Source organism: Halocella sp. SP3-1 (assembly GCF_003953885.1).
GTDB classification, from domain to species: Bacteria; Bacillota; Halanaerobiia; order Halanaerobiales; family DTU029; genus Iocasia; species Iocasia fonsfrigidae.
The window spans coordinates 2,340,276-2,355,495 of sequence record NZ_CP032760.1 but is presented as its reverse complement, the minus strand read 5'-3'; the positions used below and the strand labels follow the sequence as shown (position 1 = coordinate 2,355,495).

The following is a 15,220-nucleotide window of genomic DNA, read 5'->3' as shown; positions in this document are numbered from 1 at the left end:
AATAATTAAGTGTCATATCTATTAGTAGGGTAATTTTAAAAAAAATCAGTTAACCAATTTTTCACTTTAGCAAAAAGGCTGCCGACTATTTCATTATTAAACTGTTTTTTACTAGGCTGATAATATCTCACACCAAATTCAACCAGACCAACAGCAGTTGAAAATATAGCTTTGGGAACCTTATCACCCCTATTTATATAGACAGGATTATCTATTACATCTGTTAAGCCACTAATATGTTTCGGCTCTCCTTGCCTGACAGGAAGGCCAATAATATTAGATGCTAAAACATCAGAACCGTACAATAAAGATGCCCCACCTGTCAGAACAATCCCACCAGGTGTAAGATCCCTGGGACCAACCTGTTCTAATTCCCGTTTAACAAGACTAAATATCTCCTGCATACGCGGCTCTATTACTTCACAGAGAGAAAGTAGTGGAACCTGTTGTGTCTGTTTACCACTGGCAGTAACTACATCAATATAATCTTCTTGATCAGCCATACTCTTTAAAGCACAACCGGCAGTAATTTTTATCTTCTCAGCTTCTCCAATCGGAGTTCTAAGTCCAACTGCAATATCATTACTGACATGGTTGCCCCCCACTGGTAAAATGGATGTATAACAGATACTACCTTCATGAAAGACAATCAAATCAGTAGTACCACCACCAATATCCACTAAAGCAACACCTAATTCCTTCTCATCAGTAGTTAACACTGATTCACTTGAAGCCAGTGGTTCTAAAACAATATCATCTACATCTAAACCTGCCCGGTGAACACTCTTAACCAGATTCTGTATAGATGTACTGGACCCGGTAACTATATGTGTTTCAACTTCCAGCCGAACCCCGGACATTCCAAGAGGGTCTTTAATGCCAGAACAACCATCAACGATAAACTCCCGGGCTAAAACATGTATTATCTCTTCTTCAGCAGACAAAGGAATTATTTTAGCAGCTTCCATAACCCGCTCAATATCACTTGCTTTAATCTCTTTTTCTTCCCCTGTTACTGCAACTACACCATGACTATTAAGAGAAGAAATATGTGAACCCGCAATACCAACAAAGGCAGATTCAATACTGATTCCGGCCATTCTTTCGGCTTTTTGATAGGCCTCTCTGATCGCCTTGCTTGTCTCATCAATATCCACAACAATTCCTTTCCGTAACCCATGGGAAGGAGCCAGACCAATACCAATTATATCTATTTTATCCTCTGTTGTTAACTCAGCAATTATCGCACATATTTTAGTTGTACCAATATCAAGTCCAGTCACAACTCTACGGTTTGTCACAAATATAAACCTCCTCCCCAATAATAACTCTAAACAATAAATTCAACATTAATCTTTAAACTCCTTTTTTTATAATCCATTTTTATTGATTATTTAGTTTAATAACAGGTTTCTCCAGCAGCGATAAATCTATATAATCTACTACTATATCTTCCTGTAATATTTTATCAAAGATTGATTCCAGAATACGAAATTTCTTATTTAATTCCTGGTAATCATTTAAATACACAGGTATATTATTATGATAAGCAGTAATTTCCTTATCCTGGCACACTATTTTATTAATTAATCCTCTTGTTTCTTTATCTACCTGTGCAAGGGCCTGTACAATATTTTCTAATTTCGGTGTAAAGGATATATTATTCTGGTCTAAGGAATAACCTGCCCCTATTACCTCTGGCACTTTAACCCGCATATTTATAGTACCTTCTTCTATAATATATCCACTACTGCTAAACAAAAGATATTTACCATTATTATTTATTTTAGCCAGCGGAACCCTTTCTTCTACTATTATATATATATTATCTGGAAAAACTTTTTCAACCTGAACATGTTTTATCATAGGGGTTTGCTCTAATATTTTCCTGATAGACACCTTATTCAGTAACCAGATATTTTCACCATAATAATTATCAACAAGACTATTTACTTCATTCTTACTTAGTATTTCAAGTCCATCAAACTCAATACTATTTACCTGAAAAAAAGGTGACATTGAAAAAGAAAATAAGGCAATAAGGCTTATCCCAGTTATTATAAAAATAAGAAACCTATCCTGTCCCATTTAAAAAACCCCCTGCTCAGGCCATTTCACGTTGTTTTTTCATTCTATCAATGAACATCTCGCCCACACGATAAACATCACCTGCACCAATTGTTAGCACTAAATCTTTAGGGCGGATCACCTTTTCAAGGTAAACTGCAATATCCTCTAAACTAGCAATAAATTCTACCTTTAAATCCAGATTTTGAGCAGCTAGCTTTGCCAGTTCCCTGGCATCTACACCTGGTATTTCCTTTTCACCAGCAGAATAAATATCTGTTACAATAAGGTGATCGACCAGCTCAAAAGATTCACTAAATTCCTTCATTAAATGCTTTGTCCGTGTATAACGGTGTGGTTGAAATACAGCAATTACACGTTCATAACCTGTATTTTTGGCTGCTTTAAGGGTTGCCTCTATCTCTGTCGGGTGATGGGCATAGTCATCAACAACCAGTACCTTATCTATTAATCCTTTTTTTTCAAATCTACGTCTTACCCCAGTATACTTTTCAATTCCAGCCTTAATACTGGAAAATTCCATTCCAGCATAAAGACCAACAGCAGTAGCAGCCAGTGCATTTAAAATATTATGTCTACCCGGGACCTGTAGGTTGATTTCCCCCATTATACAATCATTAAACATAAGTTTAAAGATACTTCCAAAAGGTAATAATTGGAGACTGACAGCCCTTAATACCCCTCTTTTAATTCCATATGTAAGAGCCTTTTGATCATCTTCATTAATAATTCTATATACATTGTCATCATCAGCACAGGCTATAAGTTCACCATCTTCAGGGATGTTTTTCATAAAATCCTCAAAGGTATTCAGTAATTTATTTTTGCTGTCATAATAATCCTGATGATCCATCTCAATATTAGTAACTACCACAACCTGTGGTTTATAATAAAGAAAAGAGCCATCACTTTCATCTGCTTCAGTGACCATAAAATCGCCGTCACCTAGAAAGGCATTACCATTGATTGTGCCTAATTCTCCACCAACCAGAACAGTAGGATCAAACCCCCCTTCTTTTAACATAGTGGCTACTATAGATGTTGTCGTTGTTTTCCCATGTGTACCCGAAATAGCAATGCCTTTTTTATCCTCCATAATCATAGCTATCATTTCAGCCCTTTTAATAACTGGTATTCCCTTAAATACTGCATAATCTAACTCTGGGTTATTCTCTGGTATAGCACTGGAGACAACAACAAGGTCAGGATTTCCGACATTAGCAGCTGAATGGCCGATATATATCCTGGCTCCTCTTTCTCTTAATTCAGCCAGCAGGTGAGAATCTTCAAGATCAGAACCACTAATCCTATACCCCTGCCTTAACAATAATTTAGCTATACCACTCATAGAAATACCGCCTATCCCAATAAAATGAATACTTTCAATTGATTTAAACATGAAAATCACCCCTTTTCTCCACCACATCTTAATATATGCAGTTGAAAACACTTTGTGCATCCTAGCCTGTACATTTTATTTGAACTAACCTACTAAATCCTCGATTGCCTTAATAAGTTTTTCTGTCGCCTGTAACTGGGCAAGTTTCTTACTATTTCTACTCATTTTTAATAATTTGAGTTTATCATTTATCAATTCGCTTATCCTCCTAAATAATAATTCCCCAGTTAATTTATCATCAGCAATTACAATGGCAGCACCATGGTCTGCCAGACTCCTGGCATTATACTCCTGATGATTACCAGCAGCATAGGGATAAGGCACTAAAATTGCCGGTATACCACAGGCAGTAATCTCGGCCAATCCTGTTGCTCCTGCCCGGTATACTATTAAATCAGCAGCAGCATAAGCCAGTTCGATCTCCTTAAGATACGGCATGATTCTAATATTCTTATTTTCGACAGGATTTAATCCCCTGCCATTTAATTCATTAATAATATCCTGATAATTCTTCTCTCCAGTAATATGTATAATCTGCCAGTCATTATTCCTTAATTTATAATATATCTCAAACATAGCCTGATTTATACTTGCAGAACCCTGACTCCCCCCAAAAACAAAGATGGTTTTTTTATTTTTATTAAGTTTAAAAGCTTTAAGGCCTTTCTCCCTATCTGTCTCAGTTATAATCCTTCTTATTGGATTACCTGTAACAACTAGTTTGTTTTTAACCTTTTTTGAAAAATACCTTTCAGCATCAGCAAAATTAAGGGCTATCTGCTCAACACTATAAGACAATAAACGGTTAGTAAAACCCGGATAAACATTCTGTTCATGGATAATAGTTGGTATATTACCAAGACTACCAGCCAAGACAACTGGCCCAGCTACAAAACCACCTGTTCCCAAGATAATGTCAGGTTTATACTCTTTAATCAAACCCCTGGCTTGAAAAAAACCCCGGCAGGTCAATAGTATTGCCTTAAATAATACTATATTTAGTTTGCGTGGGAGTGGTAACACCTCAACTTCCTGATAACTAAAGCCTTCATCAGGAACAATTCTTCCTTCCAGACCACCCTTTGAACCAATATATAATATATCCCAACCCTTTTCTTTTAATGCCCTGGCTATTGCCAGGGCAGGATATATATGCCCGCCAGTTCCTCCTCCAGTAATTATAGCCTTCATTTCTTTCACCTCAATCAACCGCACTCTTTGAAATATTTAACAGAATACCTACCCCGGATAACATTATAACCAGTGATGTACCACCATAACTGATAAACGGTAATGTTATTCCTGTAATAGGCATTGATGCTGTTACTACACCAATATTTATAACCGCCTGAATAATAACCATAGTTGTTAAGCCAACAGCCAGCATAGAACCAAACATATCTGGTACTGATGAAGCTATCTTTAAACCCCGCCAGACAAAAAGAAAAAACAATCCCAACACAAATAATCCACCTAAAAAACCAAGTTCTTCTCCCAGAACAGCAAAAATAAAATCAGTTCCTGGTTCTGGAAGATAAAGAAACTTCTGCCTGCTATGCCCTAATCCTACCCCAAAGAAACCACCAGAACCTAAAGCAAGTAATGATTGGATAATATGATAACCAGTATCAAGAGGGTCTCCCCAGGGGTCCAGGAATGATAATAATCTCTCGCGACGATAATCCTCACTCATTATAAAATAATAAAGCAGGGGGAGACTTGATAAAGAAAGCATCATTAAATGCGACAAACGTACCCCGGAGACAAAAAGCATAATAAAAAATGTACCGGCAATTGTCACACCTGTTCCAAGGTCAGGCTCGAGTAATATTAAAGCAAAGATAAGTCCCAAAATTATTAAGGGGGGTATAATACCCCTGCTAAAAGAATCCAGGTGCTCCTTTTTTCTTGTAAAATACTGAGAAAAATATATTACAACACCTAATTTAGCTAATTCAGAAGGCTGAACCTGAAAAAAACTAAAACCAATCCATCTCCTTGAGCCCCCGACTACACGCCCAACCCCAGGAATTAAAACCAGTATTAAACCAGCAATTGTAATTAATAATATTAGTTTAGCATTTTTTTGATAGATATGATAATCAATATTCATAAAAAATATCATGGCCAGAATACCCACTAAAGACCAGACAAGTTGATGTCTAAATAAATAATAACTATCTTTATACATGGCATGAGCCCTAATAGAGCTGGCACTCAAAATCATAATTATACCAAGTGTCATTAAAGTAATGATTACAAACAAAACAATATAATCTGGGGTCTGCTTTTCCTGCAAAATTATCCTCCCCTTTTCAAGTCAACTTCTCTCTGAAACTCCCTGCCCCTTTCCTTGTAATTAAGATACATATCCCAGCTAGGACAGGCAGGAGAAAGCAATAAACAATCACCAGCCCTTAATTCATTAAAAGCTAAGCTAACAGCCTCTTTCATATCTACCGCTTCATGTATATTTATATTATCAAAACCCTTTTTTAATACTTCTTCTTTTAACTTTTTCTTGGTCTCACCTAACAAAACAAGTACCCTGACCTTTTCATAAACAGTCCTGGCAAACTCAGAAAAATCAGCATCCCTATCCTGACCACCAGCAATTAATATAAGAGGCTGAGAAAAAGAAATCAGGGCTTTAATGGCTGCATCAGGATTAGTAGCCTTAGAATCATCTATATAAAGTGTACCATCATCATCAACAGCAATTTCCTGCAGTCTATGTTCTTCAGCAGAAAAATTAAGAATACCCTGTCTAATATCATCCTTATCAACACCTGCCAGATGTGCGGCCATGATAGCAAAGGCAGTATTCATAACATTATGTCTGCCCCTCAGTGGTATATCATCAACCGAAATAATACTTTCCTTTAGAATACCTGTTTTATCCTTATCCCTGATAAATAATTGCCCATCCTTTAAATATACTCCTCTTGCAATACAATTACTGGTACTAATTAGATACTTCCAGGCTTTACAACCCTCAGCAGCTCTTATTACTGCTGGATCATCATCATTAATAATAGCATAATCTCCAGCCCTTTGATTCATAAACAATCTCCTCTTGGCTTCCCAGTAACCTTCTATAGTCTTATGTCTATCAAGGTGATCAGGGGTGAAATTCAAATAAAGACTAATAAATGGTCTAAACTCTTTAATAGTCTCTAACTGGAATGAACTAATCTCAGCTATAATCCAGTCATCACTACCCAGCCCAACAACCTCCTGAATCATAGGAACTCCAATATTACCAACTACTTTCACCTGACCGGGCATTAATTTCTCCATAATATTCCCTAGAAGCCTTGTAGTTGTAGTCTTTCCATTAGTACCTGTAATAGCAATTATGCTGGCCTTTGTAAAATGATAAGCAAGTTCTATTTCACCTATGATAGGGATGCCTTTAACTGCTGCTTTTTTAAAAAAAGGCAGCTCAAGAGGTACACCAGGGCTTACCACCAGCAGATCACAGGCCAGACACTTCTCACCATGACCTCCCAGTTCAAACTCTATCCCTTTTTCTGTTAGTATATTAACTGTTTTCTCCAGCTCTTCTTTACTTTTAACATCAGAAGCAATAACCTTTGCACCATGTTCATTTAACATGGTAGCAGTAGCAATACCAGTACGGCTGAGTCCTATAACAGCAATTCTTTTTCCGGCTACTTCTATCATAATATAAGCTCCTTTATTTTTTCCTGAATTATTATTAAATAAAAAGCATAAAGATATGGTAAACTATACTAAATCACATAAAAACTAGCCAGCCCCATCAGAGCAAAGATTAAGGCAAGAATCCAGAACCTGGCTACAACCTTGGACTCAGCCAGACCAGCCAGTTCATAATGATGATGGAGTGGACTCATTTTAAAAAGTCTAGCTCCACCAGTACACCTAAAATAACTAACCTGTATCATCACAGATAGGGTTTCAACAACATAAATACCCCCAATAATCAACAAAAAAAGTTCTGTCTGTGATAAAACTGCCAGACTTGCTACAGCACCACCTAAAGCCAGTGAACCAACATCACCCATGAAAACCTGAGCAGGGTAACTATTATACCAAATAAAACCCAGACAAGCTCCGGCAACTATCAAGGCAAAAAGTGTCAGTTGTCCATATCCCAGAGCAGAAATCAGAACAGCCAGTGAAGAAACTACAATCAAAGTAACACCTGATGCCAGCCCATCAAGGCCATCTGTTAGGTTTACCCCATTAGCAGTACCAACTACAGTAAATATTACAAAAGGGAAAAACCAGTAGCCTAGATTGATATATCCCCCTTTTATAGGCAGAATAACAAATGTTCCTAGATCTGTAAATAAATATACATAAACAGCCAGTAATAAAGCAAATAATACCTGACCAATCAATTTTTCCCGGGCCTTTAATCCCAGAGAACGTCTACTCCTGATTTTTATTATATCATCAAGAAAACCAAGTAAGCCCATTCCAATAGTAATGATTAATGCCCATATAATATATGAAGATAAATCCAATATTAATAAAGCTGTTATCAGAATCGCCAGTATAATTAGAATACCACCCATAGTAGGTATTCCCTTTTTCTTAAGATGTGATTTAGGCCCTTCATCCCTAATCTGCTGCCCATAATTAAGAAATTCAAGCACACGAATTAGGGTTGGACCTAATAATAGAAGTATAAAAAAAGGAAAAATAACTGCCAGATAGTAACGCATATCCTACCCCCCCTGACCTCCAATAATTTCTACTATCTCTTCCATTTTATTTCCCCGGGAACCTTTAACCAAAACAGTATCATTCCCTACAAGAATATTATTCAACAAAACTGCTGCCTGTTTATTGTTATCAAATATATGTATATTTTCTTTTTTCATATTACCTTGGATTGCACCTCGGGCAATTAATTGAGCAATTTCACCAACTGTTATTAGTACATCAACAGCAGAATCAGCTATTTTTTTCCCAAGTTCCAGATGAGCCCTACTTTCATTACTCCCCAGTTCCAGCATAGCACCAAGTACCAGGATAACCCTGTCTTCAGCACTTTCACAGACAGCATCCACAGCTGCTTCCATTGATAAGGGATTAGCATTATAGCTGTCATTTATAATTGTAATACCACCCTTTTTCTTTTGGACATCCCACCTTAAAGATGATAAGTCTACAGATAAAAGTGCTTTTTTAATACTATTCCAGCCAACAGCTAGTTCCCGGGCAACCGCAATAGCTGCTAGAGCATTATAGACATTATGCCGTCCGGGTTTATCAATTAAAATATCCCTTTTATCATCCTGATATTCAATTAAAAAGGATGTCCCCTTATTATCAATCCTGATATTACTAGCTGAGATATCAACAGCTTTATTAAACCCATAATAAATAATCTTTTCACCTTTAAAAACAGATTTCATATCCCTAACATAAGAATTATCATAATTTAATATAGCTATTCCATCTTCAGGCAGAGCAGCAATCAACTCACTTTTCCCCTGGGCAACATTCTCAATAGTCCCCAAGCTCTCCAGATGTGTTTCACCTACATTTGTAATAACACCTATCTGTGGTAAAGCAATACTGGTCAATAAACTAATTTCCCCCAGAGAACTCATCCCCATTTCAAGGACTGCAATATCTTCATCACCCTGCAGCTCAAGTAAGGTTAGGGGTAGACCATAATAGTTATTAAAATTGCCCTGAGTCTTATGAACTTTATACTTGCTGGCTAATAAAGCAGCTATCATATCCTTGGTAGTAGTTTTCCCGGCACTTCCTGTAATAGCAATAACAGTCAAATCATCAATTTGCTGACGATAATATGCAGCCAGCTGCTGTAATGCCTCTGTTGTATCATTTACTACTATATAGGCTGCTCTCTCAGGCAATTCTACCTCATCACTTATAATAAAAGCTGCAGCACCATTAACCGCTGCATCATCTATAAAATCATGACCATTAAATTTCTCGCCAGGGATAGCAATAAATAATTCATCTGCCTTAATAGTTCTACTATCAATTGAAACACCTTTGATTTTCTTATTTCTATTACCCTGGACAAGAACACCTTCTACCGCCTTGACAATTTCCCCTAGTTCCATATCCTTCATTTTTTATCATCTGCCATTTTTTCCTTTATTGCCTCACGAGCTACTTCCCTATCATCAAATGAAATTGTTTTATCCTTGAATATCTGGTATGTCTCATGTCCCTTACCAAATATTATAACCATATCATTGGCACCGGCCCTGCTAATAGCATGAAAAATAGCCTCTCGCCTATCTGGGAGCACTATATATGGGGTTTCACTATCATAATCTAAAACCCCTTTTTCAACCGCCGCCAGTATAGTAAGGGGGTCCTCTGAACGAGGATTATCTGAAGTAAGAACCGCATAATCACCATAGCTGGCTGCCATTTTACCCATTAGCGGTCGCTTACCTTCATCACGATCACCACCACAACCAAAAACCACAATTATCTTTCCTTTAACAAACTCAAGGGCAGTTTTTAATACATTCTCCATACCATCAGGTGTATGGGCATAGTCTACTACAACAGAAAATCCTTGACTCTCGTTAATTAGTTCAAATCTACCGGCAACACCTGGTATCCCTTCAAGACCTCTTTTAATACTATCATCATCAATATCAAAAGCAACTGCCACACCAACTGCTGCTAATGTATTATAGACATTAAATTCCCCGGTTAAATTGATCGATAAAGGAATATTCTTCCTACCCCTAATCAAAAAAGATGCCCCTTTAGGTGAAAGCTGAATATCCTCTGCACTGAGATCGGCTTTTTTATTTATACCATAGCTTATCACTCTGGCACTGGCAGATTCAATTACCTGATTACTATAATTGTCATCAATATTAATAATAGCAGTTCCTTGATCTGTAAGTTGTTTAAACAAAGAACACTTGGCTTTTAAATATTCTTCTATTGATTTATGATAATCCAGATGATCCTGGGTTATATTTGTAAAAACAGCTGCTGCAAATTCCATCCCTTTGACCCTTTTTAAGTCAAGAGCATGTGAAGATACTTCCATTACTACATGGGTAATCCCCTCTTTAAGCATTTTATCGTATAATTGATATAGATCCAGGGACTCCGGTGTAGTCCTGGTAGCAGGTAATGTCTTATCAGCAATAATATTTTTAATTGTTCCAATTAAACCAGTTTTCAGCCCGGCCTGTTCAAGTATGGATTTAATGAGATAAGTAGTTGTTGTTTTCCCATTTGTTCCAGTGACACCTATTAGCTGCAGTTTATCAAGTGGATAGTTGTAGAAACTAGCAGCCAGAGAAGCCATAGCCTCCCTACTACTCTTTACCCTTATATATGTGATTCCTTGAATATATTCATCTACTTCCCTTTCAATTACTACTGCACAGACCCCATTTTGAACAGCCTTAGGGATAAAATTATGACCATCATACCTGAAACCGTCTATACAGATAAAAAGATCCCCCTGTTTAGCCTGGCGGGAGTCATATACCATACCGCTAATCTCTATATTCTCATCACCAGTTATTTTTTCCACTTGTACATTAACTAATAATTCTTTTATCTTCATATCCTTACCCCCAAAATATATTTTAACCAATTATCGGTAAATTTACCCATCTTCCTTAAGAATAACAGAGATTTTACTCCCACCGGGCACTCTTTCCCCTGGCTCAATATCCTGTTTAATAATTACCCCTTCACCAGAAGGTACTAAAATTAAACCCAGTTCAGCCAGTAGATTAGCTGCTTTTTCCCCGGTTAAACCACTAAGGTCAGGGACAGCAACATAATATTTCTTTTCGATACCCTGGGCTTGCTCAGTAAACAACAGAACAGTACTCCCCTCAAGTATATCAGCCCCTGCTAAAGGTATCTGTTTAACAACCTTATCACTTCCACCTATAAGTTTAACATCAAATTTATTTTTTCTCAATATTCTTTCTGCCTCAATTACAGTTAAGCCCTCAACATCAGGCACAGTAATATTCCTTTTTTCTTCTTCACCCTCTTTTGGAATAATTTGAGGTGGTATCTCCAGATATCTCAGGATATCTTGGGCTACATTACGAAAAATAGGGGCAGCCGTTTGGCTGGCATAATAAGGAAAACCTTTCAGGTCATATAATACCGTTAGAATAACCATCTGGGGGTCATCAATTGGTAAGATGCCAATAAATGATGAATCATATATCTGGGCTCCATAATGTTCGGCAGTACCTGTCTTACCACCAATTCGATAACCTTCAATAGCTGCACTTATCCCTGTCCCCTCAGCAACAACCCTTTCCAATAACTTTAGGGTTCGTTGAGCTGTTTCTTCCGAAACAACCTGTCTGATTGGAACTGCTTGAAATTCTTCCACTAATTCATCATCAGCATTCCTGATTTCCTTGACAAACCTCGGACGTAATAACATACCATTATTGGCTACTGCTGATACTGCAGTAATCAATTGTATGGGAGTAACAGAAATACCATGACCAAAACTCATGGTTGCTAATTCAACTGGACCAATACTATCAAAATCATATAATAATCCCTTGGCCTCACCTGGCAATTTTATTGATGTCTCACTACCAAAACCAAAAGAATTTATATAATTATAGAATGATTCTTTGCCAAGGCGCATGCCAACCTGAACAAAACCAACATTACATGAATTTTTTACAACATCTGCAAAGGTCTGCCGGCCGTGTCCACCGGCTTTCCAACAATTAATACGTCGATCACTTACTTTTATATATCCAGGGTCAACAAAAACATCATTTTCATTAACCACTCCATCTTCTAAAGCAGAAGCTGTTGTAATTATCTTAAAAGTTGAACCAGGTTCATATATATCGGAAATCGCCCGGTTACGCCAGTATTTCTGTGGGTAATTAGCAAAATCATTGGGGTTATAATCAGGGCGATTTGCCATGGCCATAATCTCCCCAGTTTTAGGGTTCATAACAATAATAGTACCACCAGATATATTAAATTCCTCTACAGCCCTATCAAGCTCTCTTTCTATTATATACTGGATAACCTCATCAATTGTTAAATAAACATTATAACCATTTTGCGGAGGGACATACTCTCGAATACCATCTGGTATTGACTCACCACGAGCATCACGTTCTGATTGAATCTTTCCAGGTATACCCCTTAAATATTTGTCATAAGATAATTCTAAACCATCTAATCCCTGACTATCTATTCCAGCAAAACCTAGCAAATGGCTGGCCAGGTTATCTTTGGGATAATACCGTTTGCTTTCCTCAGTAAAAGTAATCCCTTTAAGGTCAAACTGGCGAACTTGCTGAGCAAGGGTTTCATCTAACTTTCTTTTAATATAAACAGCACTAGCCCTACGGGTAATCCTTTCATAGACATAATCATAATCAATACTCAGCACTTGGGCCAGCTTGCGGGCTGTCTTTTCAGGTTCTTCTATTTCGTTTGGTATAGCTACTAGGGTTTCACTACTTGCACTAATTGCCAGTTGCCGACCATTTCTATCATATATTATTCCTCGTTTCGGCTCCACTTTAAGCTGTCGTAATCTCTGATCCAGGGCTTTCTCCTGATATTTCTCACTAGAGATCACCTGTATCCAAAAAAGGCGCAGTCCTAAAATAATGATAAGTAAAAAAAATATAAGAAACAGCGAAATTATCCTTTTTTTTACTTTGAGATGAGGTAGATTTGCCAATCTTACTCCCCCTAATTATCCAATTCCTCAGCCTTAACAGACTTATTAAATAATTTTCCTAAAACCTGGGCAAAATATGTTTTCTTCTGTTCTGGCACTGTATCTTCCTTAATCTCTTCTTCTTTATTTAAAACCACAACCTCTACTCTGTCCGGCTCACTCATATGCAAATCATTCCTGGCCAGTTTTTCAATCCTGGCTAGAGATTTATTTCGGGCTAATTCAATATTTAACTTATGATTTTCCTCCTGTATCTTATCATACTCCTTACTTAGTTTAGTAAGGGTATAATTAAGGCGGGTTATATTAACAGACTGACAGATATATGATATTAATATAAGGGCAATAATAGTCACAATCAATATAAAACTAATAATTGTTTTAAAATCAATGCTATTTTTGGTCTTTTTATTATTGCTGCTATTTTTATTATTAATATAACCATAATTATAATCACTTTTAGGTTTGGTTTGTAACAATTTATTCACCCACCTTCCAATTTAGAACTTTTCAGCAACCCTCAATTTAGCACTCCTTGCCCTGGGGTTACTATCTATCTCTGTTTGAGATGCCCTAACAGGCTTCCTAGTAATAATTTTTATTGATGGTTCACGGTCACATACACAAACAGGGAAATCAGGGGGACAGTCGCACTTTTTAGCAAGCTCACGAAACCCCCATTTTACAATCCTGTCTTCCAGAGAATGAAAACTAATAATACATATCCGGCCCCCTGATTTTAAATAAGGAACAGCATTATTGATTAAATCTTCAAGTTGTTTTAATTCATCATTTGTTGCAATCCTTAAGGCCTGGAAAGTACGCCTTGCGGGATGGCCACCACTCCTTCTGGCACTTGCCGGAATGGCAGCCTTAATAACCTTCACTAACTCATGGGTGGTGATAATTTCGTTATCTTGTCGAAATTTAACAATAAAATCTGCTATTCTTGAAGCCCACCTGTCTTCACCATATTTCTTGATTATACTTGTTAGTTCTTCAGCAGAATACTTATTTACAATATCCCGGGCTGTCAAATCCTGTTTTAGATTCATACGCATATCCAATGGGGCATTATATTGATAACTAAAACCACGTTCCGGATTATCAAATTGAGGTGATGATACACCCAGATCAAAAACCATTCCATCAACGGCTTCTAGACCCCTATTGGCCAATATCTCCGGAATATTAATAAAATTACCATGTACCAACTCGAGATTTTGGTCATCAAAGCTGCCGGAAACCGCCTCTATAGCTTCTGTATCCCTATCAATAGCTATCACTGTCCCCTGTCCAGCTATTTCATCTAAAATTGCACGGGTATGACCTCCCCGCCCCAAGGTGCCATCAACATAAACGCCATTTTTCTGACATTTTAAATATTCTATTGTTTCCTTTAAAAGTACTGGTTCATGAGTAAATTCCACTTTACTTACACTTCCTCAGTTTTAACATATACTAAATCCCTAATTCTTCCATAGCAGCAGCTATATCTTCATAAGAATCCTCTGCAGAATCAAGATATGTATCCCATCTCTCTTTAGCCCATAATTCTATTCTATTTGCTAAACCTATTATTACTATGTCTTTTTCTAAATCAGCATAATTTCGCAGATTAGCTGGTATAGAAACACGACCCTGTTTATCAAGGTCACTCTCAGTGGCACCAGAAAAGAAAAACCTGACAAATGTTCTAGCATTTTTACTGGTCAGGGGTAAAGATGTTAATTTTTTTTCTAAAATAGACCATTCATGCATAGGATATACAAAAAGGCAATTATCTAAACCACGGGTAGCCACAAATTTTTCTCCCAGTGATTCACGGAATTTTGCAGGGATAATAACCCGTCCCTTGGCATCCATACTGTGTTGATATTCACCCATAAACATGTGGCCCACCCCCTTTACCACTAATCCACCACTACGCACCACTTTCTACCACTCACTTCTTATATTCGTTATCTACATTAAAAATCCTTTATTTTTTATAAAAATATATTGTTTTTATAAAAATATATTTTATT

The 15,220-nt window shown here is 37.0% G+C and carries 13 protein-coding genes; all 13 read right to left on the bottom strand.

Annotated features, from left to right (window positions below; genetic code table 11):
- Nucleotides 1-35 precede the first annotated feature (35 nt).
- Nucleotides 36-1,301, bottom strand: coding sequence for a cell division protein FtsA (ftsA, locus tag D7D81_RS11100; RefSeq protein ID WP_125989987.1), 1,266 nt, complete (start codon nt 1,299-1,301; stop codon nt 36-38).
- Nucleotides 1,302-1,383: 82 nt separating this feature from the next.
- The gene (locus D7D81_RS11095) at nt 1,384-2,088 is read right to left on the bottom strand and encodes a cell division protein FtsQ/DivIB (protein WP_125989985.1); all 705 of its coding nucleotides are present in this window, start codon (nt 2,086-2,088) and stop codon (nt 1,384-1,386) included.
- 16 nt (nt 2,089-2,104) lie between these two features.
- Complete coding sequence (murC, locus tag D7D81_RS11090) at nt 2,105-3,487, bottom strand: UDP-N-acetylmuramate--L-alanine ligase (RefSeq protein WP_125989983.1); 1,383 nt, start codon at nt 3,485-3,487, stop codon at nt 2,105-2,107.
- An 84-nt stretch (nt 3,488-3,571) separates the two neighbouring features.
- Nucleotides 3,572-4,678, bottom strand: a complete 1,107-nt coding sequence (gene murG, locus D7D81_RS11085) for an undecaprenyldiphospho-muramoylpentapeptide beta-N-acetylglucosaminyltransferase (protein ID WP_125992104.1) — start codon at nt 4,676-4,678, stop codon at nt 3,572-3,574.
- A gap of 10 nt (nt 4,679-4,688) precedes the next feature.
- Nucleotides 4,689-5,789, bottom strand: coding sequence for a stage V sporulation protein E (spoVE, locus tag D7D81_RS11080; protein WP_502700027.1), 1,101 nt, complete (start codon nt 5,787-5,789; stop codon nt 4,689-4,691).
- Complete coding sequence (gene murD, locus D7D81_RS11075; RefSeq protein WP_125989979.1) at nt 5,789-7,174, bottom strand: UDP-N-acetylmuramoyl-L-alanine--D-glutamate ligase; 1,386 nt, start codon at nt 7,172-7,174, stop codon at nt 5,789-5,791. The genes spoVE and murD overlap by 1 nt, the downstream gene beginning before the upstream one ends.
- 68 nt (nt 7,175-7,242) lie before the next feature.
- The gene (mraY, locus tag D7D81_RS11070; RefSeq protein ID WP_125989977.1) at nt 7,243-8,202 is read right to left on the bottom strand and encodes a phospho-N-acetylmuramoyl-pentapeptide-transferase; all 960 of its coding nucleotides are present in this window, start codon (nt 8,200-8,202) and stop codon (nt 7,243-7,245) included.
- A gap of 3 nt (nt 8,203-8,205) precedes the next feature.
- The gene (locus D7D81_RS11065) at nt 8,206-9,591 is read right to left on the bottom strand and encodes a UDP-N-acetylmuramoyl-tripeptide--D-alanyl-D-alanine ligase (RefSeq protein WP_125989975.1); all 1,386 of its coding nucleotides are present in this window, start codon (nt 9,589-9,591) and stop codon (nt 8,206-8,208) included.
- The gene (locus tag D7D81_RS11060; protein ID WP_125989973.1) at nt 9,588-11,066 is read right to left on the bottom strand and encodes a UDP-N-acetylmuramoyl-L-alanyl-D-glutamate--2,6-diaminopimelate ligase; all 1,479 of its coding nucleotides are present in this window, start codon (nt 11,064-11,066) and stop codon (nt 9,588-9,590) included. The genes D7D81_RS11065 and D7D81_RS11060 overlap by 4 nt, the downstream gene beginning before the upstream one ends.
- Nucleotides 11,067-11,108: 42 nt before the next feature.
- A complete protein-coding gene (locus tag D7D81_RS11055; RefSeq protein ID WP_125989971.1) occupies nt 11,109-13,193 on the bottom strand; it encodes a stage V sporulation protein D in 2,085 nt (694 codons plus the stop codon).
- An 11-nt stretch (nt 13,194-13,204) separates the two neighbouring features.
- Nucleotides 13,205-13,672, bottom strand: a complete 468-nt coding sequence (locus D7D81_RS11050) for a cell division protein FtsL (protein ID WP_205739183.1) — start codon at nt 13,670-13,672, stop codon at nt 13,205-13,207.
- Between the two features lie 21 nt (nt 13,673-13,693).
- Nucleotides 13,694-14,623 carry a 16S rRNA (cytosine(1402)-N(4))-methyltransferase RsmH gene (rsmH, locus tag D7D81_RS11045; protein WP_125989968.1) on the bottom strand — a complete coding sequence of 310 codons (930 nt, stop codon included), beginning with the start codon at nt 14,621-14,623 and terminating at the stop codon, nt 13,694-13,696.
- 31 nt (nt 14,624-14,654) lie between these two features.
- The gene (gene mraZ / locus D7D81_RS11040; RefSeq protein ID WP_125989966.1) at nt 14,655-15,086 is read right to left on the bottom strand and encodes a division/cell wall cluster transcriptional repressor MraZ; all 432 of its coding nucleotides are present in this window, start codon (nt 15,084-15,086) and stop codon (nt 14,655-14,657) included.
- Nucleotides 15,087-15,220: the final 134 nt, after the last annotated feature.

Excerpts from the sequence above, each read along its gene's own strand:
- D7D81_RS11095 (WP_125989985.1), bottom strand. The coding sequence starts at position 2,088 with ATGGGACAGGATAGGTTTCTTATTTTTATAATAACTGGGATAAGCCTT.
- murC (WP_125989983.1), bottom strand. The coding sequence starts at position 3,487 with ATGTTTAAATCAATTGAAAGTATTCATTTTATTGGGATAGGCGGTATT.
- murG (WP_125992104.1), bottom strand. The coding sequence starts at position 4,678 with ATGAAGGCTATAATTACTGGAGGAGGAACTGGCGGGCATATATATCCT.
- murD (WP_125989979.1), bottom strand. The coding sequence starts at position 7,174 with ATGATAGAAGTAGCCGGAAAAAGAATTGCTGTTATAGGACTCAGCCGT.
- mraY (WP_125989977.1), bottom strand. The coding sequence starts at position 8,202 with ATGCGTTACTATCTGGCAGTTATTTTTCCTTTTTTTATACTTCTATTA.
- D7D81_RS11065 (WP_125989975.1), bottom strand. The coding sequence starts at position 9,591 with ATGAAGGATATGGAACTAGGGGAAATTGTCAAGGCGGTAGAAGGTGTT.
- D7D81_RS11060 (WP_125989973.1), bottom strand. The coding sequence starts at position 11,066 with ATGAAGATAAAAGAATTATTAGTTAATGTACAAGTGGAAAAAATAACT.
- mraZ (WP_125989966.1), bottom strand. The coding sequence starts at position 15,086 with ATGTTTATGGGTGAATATCAACACAGTATGGATGCCAAGGGACGGGTT.